This is a genomic window from Paenarthrobacter sp. 10N417, from assembly GCF_056394745.1.
Map to the genome: position 1 here is coordinate 1 of NZ_JBFTIL010000006.1, position 14,949 is coordinate 14,949.

Below are 14,949 nucleotides of genomic sequence, written 5' to 3' on the forward strand. Positions count from 1 at the left end.
AGCTCGCTTCAAGATGAGATTTCCATACACAATTTGTGTGAGAGGCCCCCAGCCAGACCACTGGGTTGATAGGCCGGATGTGGAAGCGAGGACTAAAGACTCGTGAAGCTGACCGGTACTAATAGGCCAACAACTTACACCACACACAACACTGCACGCGTCCACTATGTGGTTCCCGAACAACAAAACCCGTTGCTCGCAGGAACAAAAACCACAACAAAATAACAACACCACAATGTTGTAACCACAAAGCTTCCCACCCCCACCACAACCGGTGCGGGGGGACGGGTAACAAGGTTACGGCGGTCATAGCGTGGGGGAAACGCCCGGTCCCATTCCGAACCCGGAAGCTAAGACCCACAGCGCCGATGGTACTGCACCCGGGAGGGTGTGGGAGAGTAGGACACCGCCGGACACACATTAGGTCGAGACCCCCCAACCCACCACGGGTCGGGGGGTCTCCCACATTAACCAGCATGAGCACATTTAGCAGGGCAAGCCCCGACCACCACGGCCGGGGCTTCCCCATTTAACCCCTGTTTAGCCGTTCCAGAACCCGCTGAGTTGCTCCGCGAGGGACCGACCTTGGTGGTAACCGGCCTGCGCAGCCGCCGGGCGCATTGACACGTCCATCGCATTGGCTCCGAACATGTGCTCGGAGTCGCTGTCCGGGAAGATCGTTTCGACCCTGCTGCCGCCGGCGCGTAATGCGTCCACCTGTGCCGCAAGATGCAGGCCCCACTCCAGTGGAGTCCGCGTTCTGCCCCCAAATGGTGACAGCACCAGGACCCGTGCGTATCCTGCTGCCAGGTCGGCATTCTCCGCGTTGGACCGGTAACCCCCATCAATGTATCGGCCGTCGCCAATGCTAAAGGCAAACCCGCTGGCGCAACTGGCGGCTACAGCATCCACCAGTTCGACTCCGCTGTGATGATCGAAGACGACCGGCTGACCGGTCTTGGCATCAACCGCCGTGATGAGTACTCTCCGTTTCGGCCACGCCAGACTTGGCAGACGGGAGGCGACGGTTGCACGCCACTGCGTTTGCCGTGATTCGTCCGCCGAAGCAGGCAACTCGAGCGCTGCAGCGCCCATCTTGCGGCGCATATCCGCAGGATCCGTAGAGGCCTCGATGATTTTTCGCGTTCTTTCCAACTGGTCCACCACTTGCCGCCCTGGATTGGACTGCCCTGGATTGGACTGCGCTGGATTGAGCTGCGCCGGATTGGGCTGGGTGGGATTGGCCGGAGGAGTGGCCTGCGGTGGCCGCAGTCTTTGCGGCTGGGGTTGGGCGGCAAGGGTAGCGGCATACAGCTCTGAAGGGCTCGCGCCAGCCAGCTGTGCCGCTGCCGTGGAGCCTGCTGACGTGCCGATCGTCAAGTCAGCTCCGGTCACATCCATGCCGCCATCGGACAATCCGGCGATGACGCCGATCAGCCACGCATTGCCTGTGGATCCGCCGCCGCCAAGGACCAAGGCCCGGCCGCTTCTATGCCCAGGAGTCGTGGTGGGTTTTTCCCCCGGCTGATCCTGAGGGGACTGTGGCTGCTCAGTGGTGGTCGTCGATGAGACGGGCAGAGTAGAAAGAGGTGTTGTGTTCATGGGAGTCGCCTTTCGCGAATTGCCTCTGTGGCGCTCCCGCTGGCGACTAGATCAGTCGCGAGATCGTGTACTGCGGGGGAGCACCCATTGCGGATACTGCGTTCATGGGTCTCACCTCCTGTTGATAGATCACGATCAACGGGACTCTAACACCGCGCTAACGGGCTGCGCAACCAAGCCATCCCCCAGCACCCCTGGGTGTACACGGTTGCCGGGGGAAATGAGCGTTTCCGCACCGGTACAGTTGGTGGTCATGGACAGTATTTTCAGTCATCCCGAGCCGGAGCCCGGGCCCTCGTCACAGGACACCAACGAACTTGAGCCCTTGGTGGTGACAGTGGTGGTGCCAACCAGCGTTTCACATGCCTTTTTGGGTTTTACGGACCATCCTCATCTGTGGTGGCCCCTCGAAGAGGAGAGTGTGTTCGGCGTGGGATCACACGTGGAGTTCGAGGAGAACCTGATCCTCGAGACGGCCGAGGACGGGCGCACTTCTGTCTGGGGAACCATCGATGACTGGCAGCCCCCGATGTCCTTCCACGCGAGCTGGTATCCGGCGAGCACGCCTCTCTGGTCCACAGAATTGAGGGTCTCGTTCCGGGCGGTGGAGGGTGGCACGGAGGTGCGCTTGGTTCACGACGGTTGGGAAGGCGCCGAGGATCCTGCTGCCAGCCGGGCATCGTATGCGGAAGGTTGGCCTCGTGTCCTGGAACGCTATGTACGGTTCATGGGCGGGACCGTTGCCTAGGGTCAGGCGACTTCGTGCTGAAGATTGGTGTCTGCTGAGGAAAGTCCGGCTGGAAATGCTGGCGGACACGCCCATGGCTTATGTCGAAAGCCTGGAGGCGGCGCGGCGGCAAACGGATGCGCAATGGCAGGAACGGGCTGCCGCTATGGCCGGCGATTCGAGTGTGACGTTGGTGGCTGACGGTGGCGTGGACGAAAGCCGGTTCTGTGGGCTCATGAGGGTTGTCCTGAAGAATCCCCAAGACCAGCAGAAGCCACTCCAAGCCATGCTGATAAGTGTCTACGTTGCCCCCGAACATCGAGGTTTGGGATTGGCGGATGAACTCCTTGACCAGGCGTGCGAGGCTGCCCGGATCGACTTGGGCGCCAAGCTCCTGGAGTTGGGCGTTCACGAGGACAATACGAGGGCGTTGGCTTTCTACCGGAGGCACGGTTTCAACCCCACAGGGGACAGCCGGCCTTATCCCCAGGACACGTCCAAGCGGGAACTGGCCATGGAAAAGGTGCTGGAGGGGTAGCCCTTTTTCCCGGGGAGCAGCCCTGGCCTAGGCGGCGTCGTTCCTGGGCACAGCCGTGCTCGAACGAATCACGAGCTTGGTGGGATGTTCAGTATCAGCAGGTTCAAGGACCAGGCCATTGTTGATGGCGCCCAGCAAGGTGCGCACAGCCAGGGCTCCTTGTCCCTTCGCGTCCTGGTCGATGGTGGTGAGGCCCATGACCTTCCCGAGGTCGTGTCCGTCGATGCCGATAACCGAGAGGTCCTCGGGAATCCGCAGGCCGAAGTCACGCGCAGCCAGTATGGTGCCGATGGCCATCTCGTCTGATGCAGCAAACACCGCGGTCGGTCGCTCTGGTGCGCCCCCCAGCAGTTGCCGGGCTGCGGCGTAAGCGCCTTCGATGGTGAAGTCAGCGGAAACGATCCATTCGGGCAGAACCGCGCAGCCGGCGTCGTTCATTGCTTTCTCGAACCCACCGCGCCGCGTCCCGGGAAGCTGGAAGTCCTGCTCGTACGCTTCTTCGCCGGTCATGTGGGCGATCTTGCTGTGACCCAGGCGGATCAAGTGGTTTGTGGCTTGCTGTGCGATCGCGGAATCATCGATCCGAATGGTCGACGCTCCCCGAAGGGGGCCGCCGATGCCCACGATCGGCCGGTGAACGGCAAGGAGTTGCTGCATCTCGTCTTCGCTAAGCTCCAAGGAGACCGCAATGACCGCGTCTACGCGCTTGCGCAGCAGGAAGTCGTTGAACACGCTGTGCCGGTGTTGGGGGTCTTCGCCGATGTTGTAGAGCGTGAGGTCGTATCCCGCGCTCAGAAGCGCAGCGGAGGCACCCTCGATCACCGCCGAATAGAACCAGCGGTGGACAGAGGGAACCACCAGGCCAACATTGTGGGTACGGCCGGAGGCAAGGCTGGAGGCGTGATAGGAGAGCACGAAGCCAAGCTCGGCTGCTGCTGCACGTGCGCGTTCCCGACTGGCGGGGGAGACGTTGCCTTTGCCACTGAGCGCGCGTGAAACCGTGGCAACGGAGAGCCCCGATCGCTCGGCTACGTCCTTAATGCCGGTCATGCTGCTCCTCGGTGGGAAAGTTAGTTGGTTGTGAGCCAGATGCTCTCCCCCGAGCTTAGTAGACCCGCGCCAAGTAGATCCGTGCCCTGCAGATCGGAGCCCAAGGCAAGGGCGCCATCTGCCGTTGAACTCCGAAGGATTACCTTGCCCTCGGGAAGCGGCATGGGCTCGTTACCCACGTTCATGATCACCAGGGTGTCGCCGTTGAGGTATGCGAGCGAGGACTCGGTGCAGTAATCCTCCACCCAGGCCAGGGAACCCTGGCCCAATCGACGTTCGGCGCGTTGGGCAAGCATTTCCCGGTAAAGGTTAAGGTGCGACGCCGGATCCTCCTGCTGCTTGTCCCTCGCCAATGCCGCCCATGACTCTGGTTGCGGCAGCCAGGGATCCTGGCCATGGCCGAAACCGGCGTGCAACTCCGAGGAACGCCACGGCAACGGCACACGGCAGCCGTCGCGGCCTATCCTTTCTCCGCCGGTCCGGGCGAAGGTGGGGTCCTGGCGCATGCTCCCGGGAATGCTTGTGGAGTCAGGCAGCCCAAGCTCTTCCCCTTGGTACAGGTAGGCGCCACCGGGGAGGCCAAGCATGAACATGGTGGCCGCGGCAGCCCGCCGTCGTCCGAGTTCTTCATTGGGCTGTAAGTCGTCGGCGCCGATTCCGTCGCCATCGCGGGGACCCGGCCCGTCGTAACCGAATCGGGTGGCGTGCCGGACGACGTCGTGGTTGGACAGCACCCACGTGCTCGGTGCGCCAACCGCGTCCAGCGAGACCAGAGAATCGGTGATGATATGGCGGAGGCGGTTCACGTCCAGGCCAGCGTGCAGGTACGGGAAATTGAAGGCCTGGTGCATCTCGTCAGGCCGGACCCACTGAGCCAGCCGGGGCAGGGGATCGACATTGGCTTCGGCGCAGAGGATTCGGTCGGAGCCATATTCCTCCAGGATGGAGCGCCAGCGCCGGTAGATATCGTGCAGCGCGGGCTGTCCGAACATGGGCGCCTCGTGGCCGGGGAAGCCGTGCGAGCTGTTGCCATCCGCGCGTCCACCCCAGTTGGGCAGGCCGGCTGCCTTGACCAGTGCGTGGGCAACATCCACCCGGAAACCGGAAATTCCCCGGTCCAGCCAGAATCGGAGGACCCGCTCAAACTCGGCGTGCACAGCATCGTTGTCCCAGTTGAAATCCGGTTGCGAGGAATCAAAGAGGTGCAGGTACCACTGCCCGGGCCGGCCATCCGGTTCCACAATCTGGGTCCAGGCGGGGCCACCGAAATGGGACTGCCAGTTGTTGGGAGGCTCGCTTCCGTCAGGTCCTTGGCCGTCCCGGAAGATAAACATGTCACGCTCGCGGCTGTTCGCCGGAGCCGCGAGTGCGGCCTGGAAGGCGGCGTGTTGGTCCGAGCAGTGGTTGGGAACGAGATCTGCAATGACCCGCAGGTGCAGCCGGTTGGCTTCGTAGATCAGGGCGTCGAAGTCCGCGAGGCTTCCAAACAGCGGATCGACATCGCAATAGTCGCTGACGTCATAACCCGCGTCCCGCTGCGGTGAGCGGTAGAACGGCGAGAGCCAGACGGCATCAACGCCCAGTTCGGTGAGCTGGGCGAGTTCGTGCGTGATACCCGCGAGGTCGCCGATTCCGTCGCCATTGAGGTCCCGGAAGGACCGCGGATAAATCTGGTAGATGACCGCGGAGCGCCACCATCCGTGAGCCGCGGAGGCCGAGTGGACGGGCGTCAATGTAGCGAAAGCTGCAGAGGGCGCGGACGCCTCAACTGGGAGCAATGAATCAACAGACATGAACACATGGTAGAAGACCACGCACCCAATTGGAAACGCTTACAGTGAAAGTGACCCTCCCAGGACAACGTTACGGAGTGTCGTGGTTTACCAACTCGCATTTAGACATGTACGCTGTGGAAGCGCTTGCAGTTGTGAGCCGCATCACCGACGCTGCCGCTGGGCCTGGAGCCCCCGCCGTCGAAGCACATAAGGAAAGGGACACCAATGAAGGTGCATAACACCCTCGCGACTCAGACCACCCGCCGCGTCTTCGCTACCGGCGCGATCTCCGTGGTCGCAGCCCTGGCCCTGAGCGCCTGTGGCGGCACTGCCTCCACCGCTCCCAGCTCGGAAGCCGCAAAGCAGGACCTCAAGGCAGCCGGCGCCGGCACCATCACCATGTGGGTGGACGCCGAACGATCGCCGGCGTTGAAGGACATCACCGAAAAGTTCAAGTCCGACACCGGCATCGAAGTCAAGCTCGTAGTGAAGGACTTCGCTGCGGTCCGCGATGACTTCATCACTCAGGTTCCTACCGGCCAAGGCCCCGATCTGATCGTTGGACCGCACGACTGGATTGGAAAGTTCGTTCAAAACGGTGTGATCGCACCGGTGGAACTGGGCGACAAAGCCAGCCAGTTCCAGGATTCTTCTATCAAGGCCATGACCTACAACGGCGCCGTCTATGGCGTCCCGTACGCCATCGAGAACATTGCCCTCCTCCGCAACACCAGCATCGTGGACAGCAAGGCGAACACCCTGGATGAGGTAGTGGCCAACGGCAAGAAGGCCGTTGCAGAGGGCAAAGCCACGTTCCCGTTCCTGGTGGGCATGGATCCCAAGCAGGGCGATCCGTACCACCTGTACCCGTTGCAGTCCTCCATGGGTTCGCAGGTTTTCGGTAAGAACGCCGACGGCGGTTACGATGCCAAGCAGCTTCTCATCGGTGACGCTGCCGGCGTCGAATTCGCCAAGAAGCTGGCGGCCTGGGGCGACGCCGGTGAGAAAATCATCAACTCCAACATCACCGGCGACATCGCCAAGGAGAAGTTCCTTGCCGGAGAATCCCCGTACTTCCTGACGGGCCCATGGAACGTGCCGGACGTTCAGAAGAAGGGCATCAAGTTCGCAGTTGATGAGCTGCCCACGGTCGGTGGCGAAGCTGCCCAGCCATTCATTGGCGTCAACGGGTTCTTCATCAGCGCCAAGAGTGCCAATGCCCTGGCCACCAATGAATTCGTCACCAACTACCTCACCTCCGAGTCCGCTCAGGACTCCATGTACACGGCAGGCGGTCGCCCGCCGGCACTCAAGGCATCCTTTGAGAAGGCAGCCAGCGATCCCGTCGTGGAGGCCTTCGGCAAGATCGGCGCCACGGGCGTGCCCATGCCGGCCATCCCCGAAATGAGCGCCGTCTGGGCTGACTGGGGCGCCACGGAACTGGCCATCATCAAGGGCCAGGGCGATCCCGCTGAAGCGTGGACCAAGATGGCCGCGAGCATCAAGTCCAAGATCGGCGGCTGACGCCGCAACCGGTGATTCCCCCGGTCTGCCCGGGGCCGGACGGTGCCCGCCGTCCAGCCCCGGCCCCACCGTCCGGCCCGTGCCCGCCGCAAACTGCTTTACTCCAAGGATCCAAAATGCCAAAGCCAGATCTCCACGAACTGCCAGCCAGCACAACGAGTACGACGCGGGTGCAGCCGCCTCGCGCTGCTGCCCACCAGAACGCTGCCCACCAGAACGCTGTTCACCAGAACGCTGCCCGCCTCAATGTACGAAGCGGCCGCCGGGGCCCCGACTCCCTCAAGGGCACCATCCTTAAGATCGTGCTGTTGGGCCTGGTGGATGCCTTTGCTGTGTACGTGCTGATGATGCTGTTCCTGAGCCAATCGTGGGCAGCGCTGGTTGTGTCCTCACTGGTGGTCCTGGCTATTAACTGGATCTATTTGCGCAAGGGCGGGCTGCCGGCGAAGTATCTGGCTCCGGGTGTGCTGTTCCTGCTGGTGTTCCAGGTCCTGGTGGTGTTCTTCAGCGGTTACATCGCCTTCACCAATTACGGCGACGGGCACAACAGCACCAAGGAAGACGCCATCGCGGCCATCCAGTTGACGGCTCAGAAGCGCGTCCCGGATTCGCCCGCATACAAGGCAGCAGTGCTGACCAAGGGCGGCACGTTCTACCTGTTGTTTACTGACCCGTCCGGCAAAGCTCAGATAGGCAGCACCCAGGAGCCACTCTCTGAGGTCTCCGGGGCGGGAAAGGATTCCACCGGCAAGGCCAACTCCTTGCCTGGCTACGAAACACTGAAGTTCCAGGAGATCGTGGCCAACCAGCAGGAAATCCTGAAGATTACCGTTCCCGTTTCAGAGGATCCCTCTAATGGGACCCTGCGCACCGCGGATGGCAGCACGGCCTACCAGTTCAAGCCAGCACTGAGCTACGACGCCGCCACCGATACCTTCACTGACAGCGAGACCGGCAAGGCCTACCGCGACAGTGGCAAGGGCGCCTTCGCGGACGCCAACGGAGAGACGTTGGCCACCGGCTGGAAGATCGACGTCGGCATGAATAACTTCGCCCGGGCCTTCACCGATCCGAGCCTCCGCGGTCCACTCCTGGGCGTGATCCTTTGGACGTTCACCTTCTCCGTAGCGTCCGTTGCCTTGACCTTCGCCGTGGGGCTTTTCCTGGCCATCACCTTCAACCGTGAGGATCTCCGCGGCAAAAGGGTTTACCGGATCCTGATGATTTTGCCCTACGCTTTCCCGGCGTTCCTGTCCGGTTTGGTGTGGTCGGGCATCCTCAACCCCGAGTTCGGCTGGCTCAACCAGACTCTGCTGGGCGGGGCGAACATTGGCTGGCTCACGGACCCAGTCCTGGCCAAGGTCAGTGTGCTGGTGGTCAATGTGTGGCTCGGATTCCCGTACATGTTCCTCGTTTGCACCGGGGCACTCCAATCCTTGCCAACAGAAATTGATGAGGCTGCCCGCATGGATGGAGCGTCCCCTTGGCGCGTCTTCCGCTCCATCAAGCTGCCGCTGCTGCTGGTCTCGGTTGCGCCGCTGCTGATCTCCTCCTTTGCGTTCAACTTCAACAACTTCAATGTCATCTACATGTTGACCGGCGGCGGGCCGCGCTTTGCAGACACCGATCGCGATATCGGAGCCACGGACATCCTGATCACGTTGGTCTACAAGGTGGCGTTCGGCCAAGGCACCGGTCGCGACTACGGACTGGCCAGCGCGCTCGCCATCATCATCTTCATCATCGTGGCCACGATTTCGGCCATCAGCTTCAAGCAGACCAAAGCACTCGAGGACGTGAACTAATGAGCGAGGCACAGGTACGCACCCTCCCCACCATTGAACAGGCTCACGACGGCGGTCCCGCACCGTTGGTGCCAAAGCGGCGTCCCTTTGGGGTTTGGTTCAAAGACAAAGGCTGGCGGCACGCCGTCGGCATCGTAACCACCATCTTTGCCGTGTTCCCGCTGCTCTATGTTTTGTCGGCAGCACTGGACTCCAACGGCACCTTGGTAGGCTCCAACGGTCTGTTCTCCAGGTTTGATACCGGCAACTTCATGGCGCTCTTCAACGATCCGAGCCGTCCCTTCGGGCGCTGGTTCCTCAATACCCTGGTGGTGGGCCTGGTGACGTCCGCCGCCACAGTCTTTCTGGGGGCGATGGCCGCCTACGCGTTCTCCCGCATGCGCTTCAAGGGCCGCCGGGTAGGACTGTTGACCCTGCTCCTGCTGCAGATGTTCCCGCAACTGCTGGCCGTCGTCGCGATCTTCCTCCTCCTCAGCGGTATCTCGGAGGTGATCCCGGCCCTGGGCCTTGGCAGCCAGCTGGGGCTCATCATGGTGTACCTGGGCGGGGCGCTGGGCGTGAACACATACCTTATGTACGGGTTCTTCAACACGGTCCCGCAGTCCGTGGACGAAGCTGCAAAGATCGATGGCGCCAGCCACATCCAGATCTTCTTCGGCATTATTCTGCGCCTGGTCACTCCCATCCTGGCGGTTGTTGGGCTGCTGGCATTCATCGGTATCTCCAGCGAGTTCGTGATCGCCAGCGTTGTCCTGACCGATCCTGACAGCCAGACACTCGCCGTCGGGCTCTATTCCTACGTGGCACAGCAGCGTTCCGAGAATTGGGGCGTCTTCGCCGCCGGCGCTGTTATCGCCGCTATCCCGGTCATGGCGCTGTTCCTCTTCCTGCAGAAGTACATCGTCAGCGGACTTACGGCCGGCTCAGTGAAAGGATGACAATGACGCTTGTCATTCCACATCACGACGGATCCGCTCTTCATGTTTCGGGTCCTGCTCCCGGACGGATTTCCCTGGGCAATATTGTTCGGCTCCGGCTGCGGGTTCCGCAGGAGTGGGGTTCCGCGTCCCGCGTTTGGGTCCGTTCCTTGCAGGACGGCGAACCACGCTACGACGCCGCGATCCGGCTCGGCACCATTGATGGCTGGGACTGGTGGGAAGCAGCCATGTTGGTGGCCAATCCTGTGGCTAAATACCGCTTCCTCCTGGAAATCGAAGCAAACAGCCGTGTCGGAACCACGTCCGGTGCTCCCACCAGCAGCGCAAGTGGGCGGCACTACTGGAACCTCAACGCCCAAGGACTTTTCAACAGGGACGTTTCTGATTCAGCGGACTTTCGCCTGACCACGTTTGCCCCGGCACCGCATTGGCTGCATCGGGCCACGATGTACCAGGTGTTTCCGGACCGCTTCGCCCGCTCTGCCCAGTCCGATGCGCACCCGCTACCGGACTGGGCTGTGGGCAGCTCGTGGGACGAGCCAGTGGTGGCTACGGGGCGGGAAACGCCCATTCAGTTTTACGGCGGCGACCTGCACGGAATTACGGGGAAGCTGGACCATCTCCAGGAACTGGGCGTCGATGTTCTTTATCTGACACCGTTCTTCCCTGCCCGTTCCAACCACCGCTACGACGCCTCTACCTTCGACTCCGTGGACCCCCTCCTTGGCGGGAACCAAGCGCTGGTGGAGCTGGTAGAGGCGGCGCATTCCCGGGGTATTCGTGTGATGGGCGACCTCACCGCCAATCACACTGGCGATGCACACGACTGGTTCGTGAAGGCGCTCGCCGATCCCGGCTCAGAGGAAGCGGGCTATTACTACTTCAACGAGGACCATTCGACGTACGAGTCGTGGTGGGGTGTGCCGTCGCTGCCCAAACTCAACTGGTCTTCGGATGCCCTCCGGCGGCGTTTCGTGACGGACGACGATTCAGTGGTTGGCCGCTGGCTCAAGCCGCCCTTCAACCTGGATGGCTGGAGGATAGACGTCGGCAATATGACCGGGCGCCTTGGCTCCGTGGACCTGAATCACGAGGTTGCACGGCTTATCGCGGAGCGGGTTCGCGAGATCAACCCCGATGCGGCCTTGTTGGCCGAGTCCACCTCCGACGCCGCGACGGACTTCACGGGTGAGCACTGGCACGGTGCGATGACGTACTCCAACCTCACCCGGCCTTTGTGGTCCTGGCTTGCGGGGGATGCGCCGCACGTAAACTTCTTCGGCTCGCCCCAGGCTAGGCCCAACAAGATCGAGGCCGAAGACTTCCTGGCCACGCATCAGGAGCTCGCAGCAGGATTTAGCTGGGGTGTGCGAAATAACACCATGAATGCGCTCAATACGCATGACACCGCACGCGCAGCGACAGTAATGATCGACGGCGGCCAGGAAGTTGGCGCCATGCTCACCTTCACCCTGCCGGGCATCCCTGTCTTGTTCGCGGGAGACGAGTTCGGCCTTGAAGGTTTCAATGGCGAGGACTCCAGGACGCCCATGCCGTGGGGTTGGCAGGAAGAAAAATCCGGCCGCCAGCCTGTCAAGGACCTGCTTTCCTTCTACTCAGCGCTGGGGCAGATCAGGCGTGAGCTGCCGGCGTTGACCGAAGGCGGGGTGCGCTGGATCCACGCTGAAGGTGACGCGCTGGTCTTCGTGCGAGAGACGGCCGGTTCCGCAGTCATGGTCATGGCCGCCCGCGACTCTGCCCAGGTCCCCGTGGACAACGCCGTCCTTTCCACGGCTCAACTCGAATCGCTGTCCGCCGCACCGGTGCACTGCTTTGGGAACATCTCGACGAGCCGGGGGATAGGGGGCGATGTGCTTCTGTGCGCCGACGGAATTTCAGCTGGCATCTGGACCCTGCCAGGAACCGATGTTCCCACGGTGGCGGGCGGCGCTGACTAGACTGGGAGCACTGAAAACTCTGCGAAGACTGCCGATTTGGCGTGTCCGCGGAGCTCATGTGTGAAGGGACCACCTTGTCGGACGAAACGGCTATGGCCGGAACAACAGAGGAAAGCATCAAAGGCCGCACAGTCGGCCGCCAGGAAGCTGACCAGCAAACGGACGCCAGCCACAGCGCCTTCTTGCAGAGCCTGGCCGCCGGACTGCACCCAGGCCAGATCGCGGAAGATGAAGCCACCCTTACCGTCTATTCCGTAGATCAAGGGCCATTGCTGGAACGGCACTTGCCACTCGCCGTCGTGTGGGCCGAATCCGTGGCAGACGTTCAAAACATCGTTCGCAGTTGCGCTGCCCACAAGGTGCCAATCGTCGCGCGAGGTGCCGGGACGGGTGTCTCGGGAGGCGCGCACGCCACCCAAGGCTGCATCGTACTCAGCCTGGAACGGATGAACCGCATCCTGGACCTCAACCCCGACGACGAGACCGCCGTCGTCGAACCTGGAGTCATCAACGCTGACCTGAATGCCGCAGCCACCGAACACGGGCTCATGTATGCGCCGGATCCGGCGAGCTACAAGATGTCCACCATCGGTGGCAACGTAGCCACAAACGCCGGGGGGCTGCGCTGTGCGAAGTACGGTGTGACACGGGATTCCGTGCTGGCCTTGGACGTTGTGTTGTCCGACGGATCACTGCTCCACACTGGGCACCAGACCTTCAAAGGCGTTGCCGGATACGACCTCACGGCGCTGCTGGTGGGCTCCGAAGGAACACTCGGAATTGTGGTGGGCGTGACGGTCCGCCTGAAATACCTGCCCCGCGAGGTCCACACCATCGCCGCGTTCTACCAAGACTTCCGCAGCGCCGCCGCAGGCGTCCTGGCAGTAGGCAAAGCCCGGGTCCAGCCAGCCATCATGGAGCTCCTGGACAACGGAACACTCATACAGCTCGATGAGATGAACGGCTCAGACCTGCAAACCCGTGGCAAGTCCTTGCTGTTGATCCAGACGGACGGTTTTGGAGCTGCCGCCGAGGCCGACGTCGTCCGTCAAGTACTCGCCGAAGGCGGCGCCACAGTCACCACCGAAGCCAGCGAAGAAGCCGAGATGCTCGTTGAACTACGCCGCAACAGCCGCGGCGTGGAAATGGACGACGAATTCAGAGTAGGCGAGGACATCGCTGTTCCGCGCTCCCGGCTGGTGGACTTCGTCGCCGAACTCGAAGCCATGGCCGACCGCTTCCAAGTCCGCCTCAAAGTGGTGGCCCACGCCGGAGACGGAAACCTCCACCCCACCTTCTGGATGGACCGGGTAGACCCCGCCACGGATGCCGACGCCCTGGTACGCCTCAACGCTGCATTGGATGAATCGATCAGGATCGGCCTCGAAATGGGCGGCACGATTACTGGTGAACACGGCGTGGGCCAGTACAAGCTCCGTTGGCTTGGACTGGAGCAACCTGAGCCCGTGCGGGAATTGCAGCGGCGGATCAAGGAGCTGTTCGATCCTGCAGGGATTCTGAATCCGGGGAAGGCTATCTAGCCGCGATTCATCCCCCTACGGACTATTCACCCTCGCATGCGGGGGTGAATAGTCCGTTAGACGGGGTTCGGCCACTGTTGGCGGGCTATGCTCCGGCGTATCCTCTGCGATATGACCAACTCAACGTCTGGCGACAACACCCCCAATACCCCCGCCACTGAAGTCCTGGAGACCAACGAATGCTGGGAACTCCTCCGTGGAGTTTCCGTGGGCCGGCTTGCCGTGTGGGTGGACAATCACCCGGATATCTTTCCGGTGAATTACAAGGTGGACCACGGGACCATGGTTTTCCGCACGGGGGAGGGCACCAAGCTTCATGCCGCCCTTGGTGACGCTCCTGTTGCGATCGAGGCTGACGGTGTGGATGCGGAAACCGGAGTGGCCTGGAGCGTGGTGGTCAAAGGGCAAGCTTCCGCCGTGAAGCTGACGCAGGACGTGCTGGATACCATTGGCCTCCTCCTGTTTCCTTGGGAAGCGGGGCAAAAGGACCAGTTCATCCGCATTGTTCCATCAGACGTATCCGGGCGCCGCTTCAAGGTGACGCCGCCCGCGACCTGGTGGACCCCGCTGGATGATGCACCAACCGCCAGGGGCGAGTAACGCTCAACGCCGAAAGCCACTCTTGCCGGTTACTCAGGCCGTCGTACAGTCAGGCGAAGAACAAGTCAGGCGACGAACAACCGCGGGTCCAATGATGCCTTGAACCGCCCTCCGACGAGCTGTTTCCACCCGTGTATGCTCGGTTGGAACGCTGACCGGCGCCGGCCGGCGAATGGAGCGGACGCTGGCATGAAGGGAAGTTTGACAGTGGCTGAGGCGACGCCGGAAACCGGGAATGGCCGCGATGACGAGGCCCGCGCGGAACAGGTCTACCAACTGGTGTTGGAGGGGATCGTCACGGGCACCTTCGCGCAGGGTGGGCGCCTGCGCGAACGGGAACTGTCCGACATGTACGGCGTCTCACGGATCCCGGTCCGTGAAGCCATTCAACGCCTGGAGCAGGACGGCTTCGTGGCCACCTTCCCGCGCCGCGGCGCCGTGGTCCGGCAACTCACACTCACCGACGTCAACGAGCTCTTCGACGTTCGCCTTTGCCTGGAAACGTTCGCCGCGAGGATGGCTGCCACCCGCGTTGCCGAAGGCCATTCCGCAGGTCGGCTCGAGGAACTGATGGAAGCCTCCAATGCCGCCATCGATGAGGACCGCGCAGACGATGTAGCGCTGATCAGTGCCGAGCTGCACGCCGAGATCGTGCGTCTCTCCGGCAACAGGCTGCTGATTGAGTCCGTGAAGCCACTCTTCGGCCGCATGCGCTGGATTTTCGGATTGGCACACAACCGCAGCAACGAACTCCAACGGGACGAACACAAAGAGCTGTGCAACGCCATCCTGAAAGGCCGGCCGGACCTGGCCTACTCACTGGCGTACACGCACATTGAGCTCGGCCGGGAACCCGTCCTGGCAGGCCTCGCGGAGACCCTGGAACCCTGA

Annotated in this window: 12 protein-coding genes and 2 rRNA genes; 11 read left to right on the top strand and 3 right to left on the bottom strand. The window is 62.1% G+C overall.

Features of this window, described 5'->3' with window-relative positions:
- Together AC1DCM_RS08925 and rrf are read left to right on the top strand one after the other, a co-directional pair.
- Positions 1–143 (top strand): 23S ribosomal RNA (locus AC1DCM_RS08925); the annotation flags it as partial.
- Between the two features lie 155 nt (positions 144–298).
- Positions 299–415: ribosomal RNA gene (gene rrf, locus AC1DCM_RS08930) — 5S ribosomal RNA — on the top strand.
- 125 nt (positions 416–540) lie between these two features.
- On the opposite strand, the gene AC1DCM_RS08935 is transcribed toward rrf, so the two are convergent.
- Positions 541–1,602, bottom strand: a complete 1,062-nt coding sequence (locus tag AC1DCM_RS08935; protein ID WP_477518017.1) for a patatin-like phospholipase family protein — start codon at positions 1,600–1,602, stop codon at positions 541–543.
- A 220-nt stretch (positions 1,603–1,822) separates the two neighbouring features.
- Here AC1DCM_RS08935 and AC1DCM_RS08940 point away from each other — a divergent pair, with 220 nt between their 5' ends.
- Entirely contained in the window at positions 1,823–2,350 is a 528-nt protein-coding gene (locus tag AC1DCM_RS08940; RefSeq protein WP_477518018.1) for an SRPBCC domain-containing protein, read from the top strand.
- A gap of 55 nt (positions 2,351–2,405) precedes the next feature.
- Entirely contained in the window at positions 2,406–2,867 is a 462-nt protein-coding gene (locus AC1DCM_RS08945) for a GNAT family N-acetyltransferase (protein ID WP_477518019.1), read from the top strand.
- A gap of 27 nt (positions 2,868–2,894) precedes the next feature.
- On the opposite strand, the gene AC1DCM_RS08950 is transcribed toward AC1DCM_RS08945, so the two are convergent.
- Both AC1DCM_RS08950 and AC1DCM_RS08955 read right to left on the bottom strand, forming a co-directional pair.
- Complete coding sequence (locus AC1DCM_RS08950; protein WP_477518020.1) at positions 2,895–3,917, bottom strand: LacI family DNA-binding transcriptional regulator; 1,023 nt, start codon at positions 3,915–3,917, stop codon at positions 2,895–2,897.
- A gap of 20 nt (positions 3,918–3,937) precedes the next feature.
- Positions 3,938–5,710 (bottom strand): glycoside hydrolase family 13 protein, encoded by a 1,773-nt coding sequence (locus tag AC1DCM_RS08955; RefSeq protein WP_477518021.1) that lies wholly within the window; start codon positions 5,708–5,710, stop codon positions 3,938–3,940.
- Between the two features lie 207 nt (positions 5,711–5,917).
- Here AC1DCM_RS08955 and AC1DCM_RS08960 point away from each other — a divergent pair, with 207 nt between their 5' ends.
- The 7 genes from AC1DCM_RS08960 (at position 5,918) to AC1DCM_RS08990 (ending at position 14,949) form a co-directional block, all read left to right on the top strand.
- A complete protein-coding gene (locus tag AC1DCM_RS08960; RefSeq protein WP_477518022.1) occupies positions 5,918–7,216 on the top strand; it encodes a sugar ABC transporter substrate-binding protein in 1,299 nt (432 codons plus the stop codon).
- 116 nt (positions 7,217–7,332) lie between these two features.
- Positions 7,333–9,021 (top strand): ABC transporter permease subunit, encoded by a 1,689-nt coding sequence (locus AC1DCM_RS08965; RefSeq protein ID WP_477518023.1) that lies wholly within the window; start codon positions 7,333–7,335, stop codon positions 9,019–9,021.
- Positions 9,021–9,959: a sugar ABC transporter permease gene (locus tag AC1DCM_RS08970; RefSeq protein ID WP_477518024.1), complete on the top strand. Its 939-nt coding sequence runs from the start codon at positions 9,021–9,023 to the stop codon at positions 9,957–9,959. The genes AC1DCM_RS08965 and AC1DCM_RS08970 overlap by 1 nt, the downstream gene beginning before the upstream one ends.
- Before the next feature lie 2 nt (positions 9,960–9,961).
- Positions 9,962–11,917, top strand: a complete 1,956-nt coding sequence (locus tag AC1DCM_RS08975) for a glycoside hydrolase family 13 protein (RefSeq protein ID WP_477518025.1) — start codon at positions 9,962–9,964, stop codon at positions 11,915–11,917.
- 92 nt (positions 11,918–12,009) lie between these two features.
- A complete protein-coding gene (locus tag AC1DCM_RS08980; protein ID WP_477518026.1) occupies positions 12,010–13,458 on the top strand; it encodes an FAD-binding oxidoreductase in 1,449 nt (482 codons plus the stop codon).
- Between the two features lie 87 nt (positions 13,459–13,545).
- Complete coding sequence (locus tag AC1DCM_RS08985) at positions 13,546–14,058, top strand: pyridoxamine 5'-phosphate oxidase family protein (protein WP_442019266.1); 513 nt, start codon at positions 13,546–13,548, stop codon at positions 14,056–14,058.
- A 189-nt stretch (positions 14,059–14,247) separates the two neighbouring features.
- Positions 14,248–14,949: a GntR family transcriptional regulator gene (locus AC1DCM_RS08990; RefSeq protein ID WP_442006717.1), complete on the top strand. Its 702-nt coding sequence runs from the start codon at positions 14,248–14,250 to the stop codon at positions 14,947–14,949.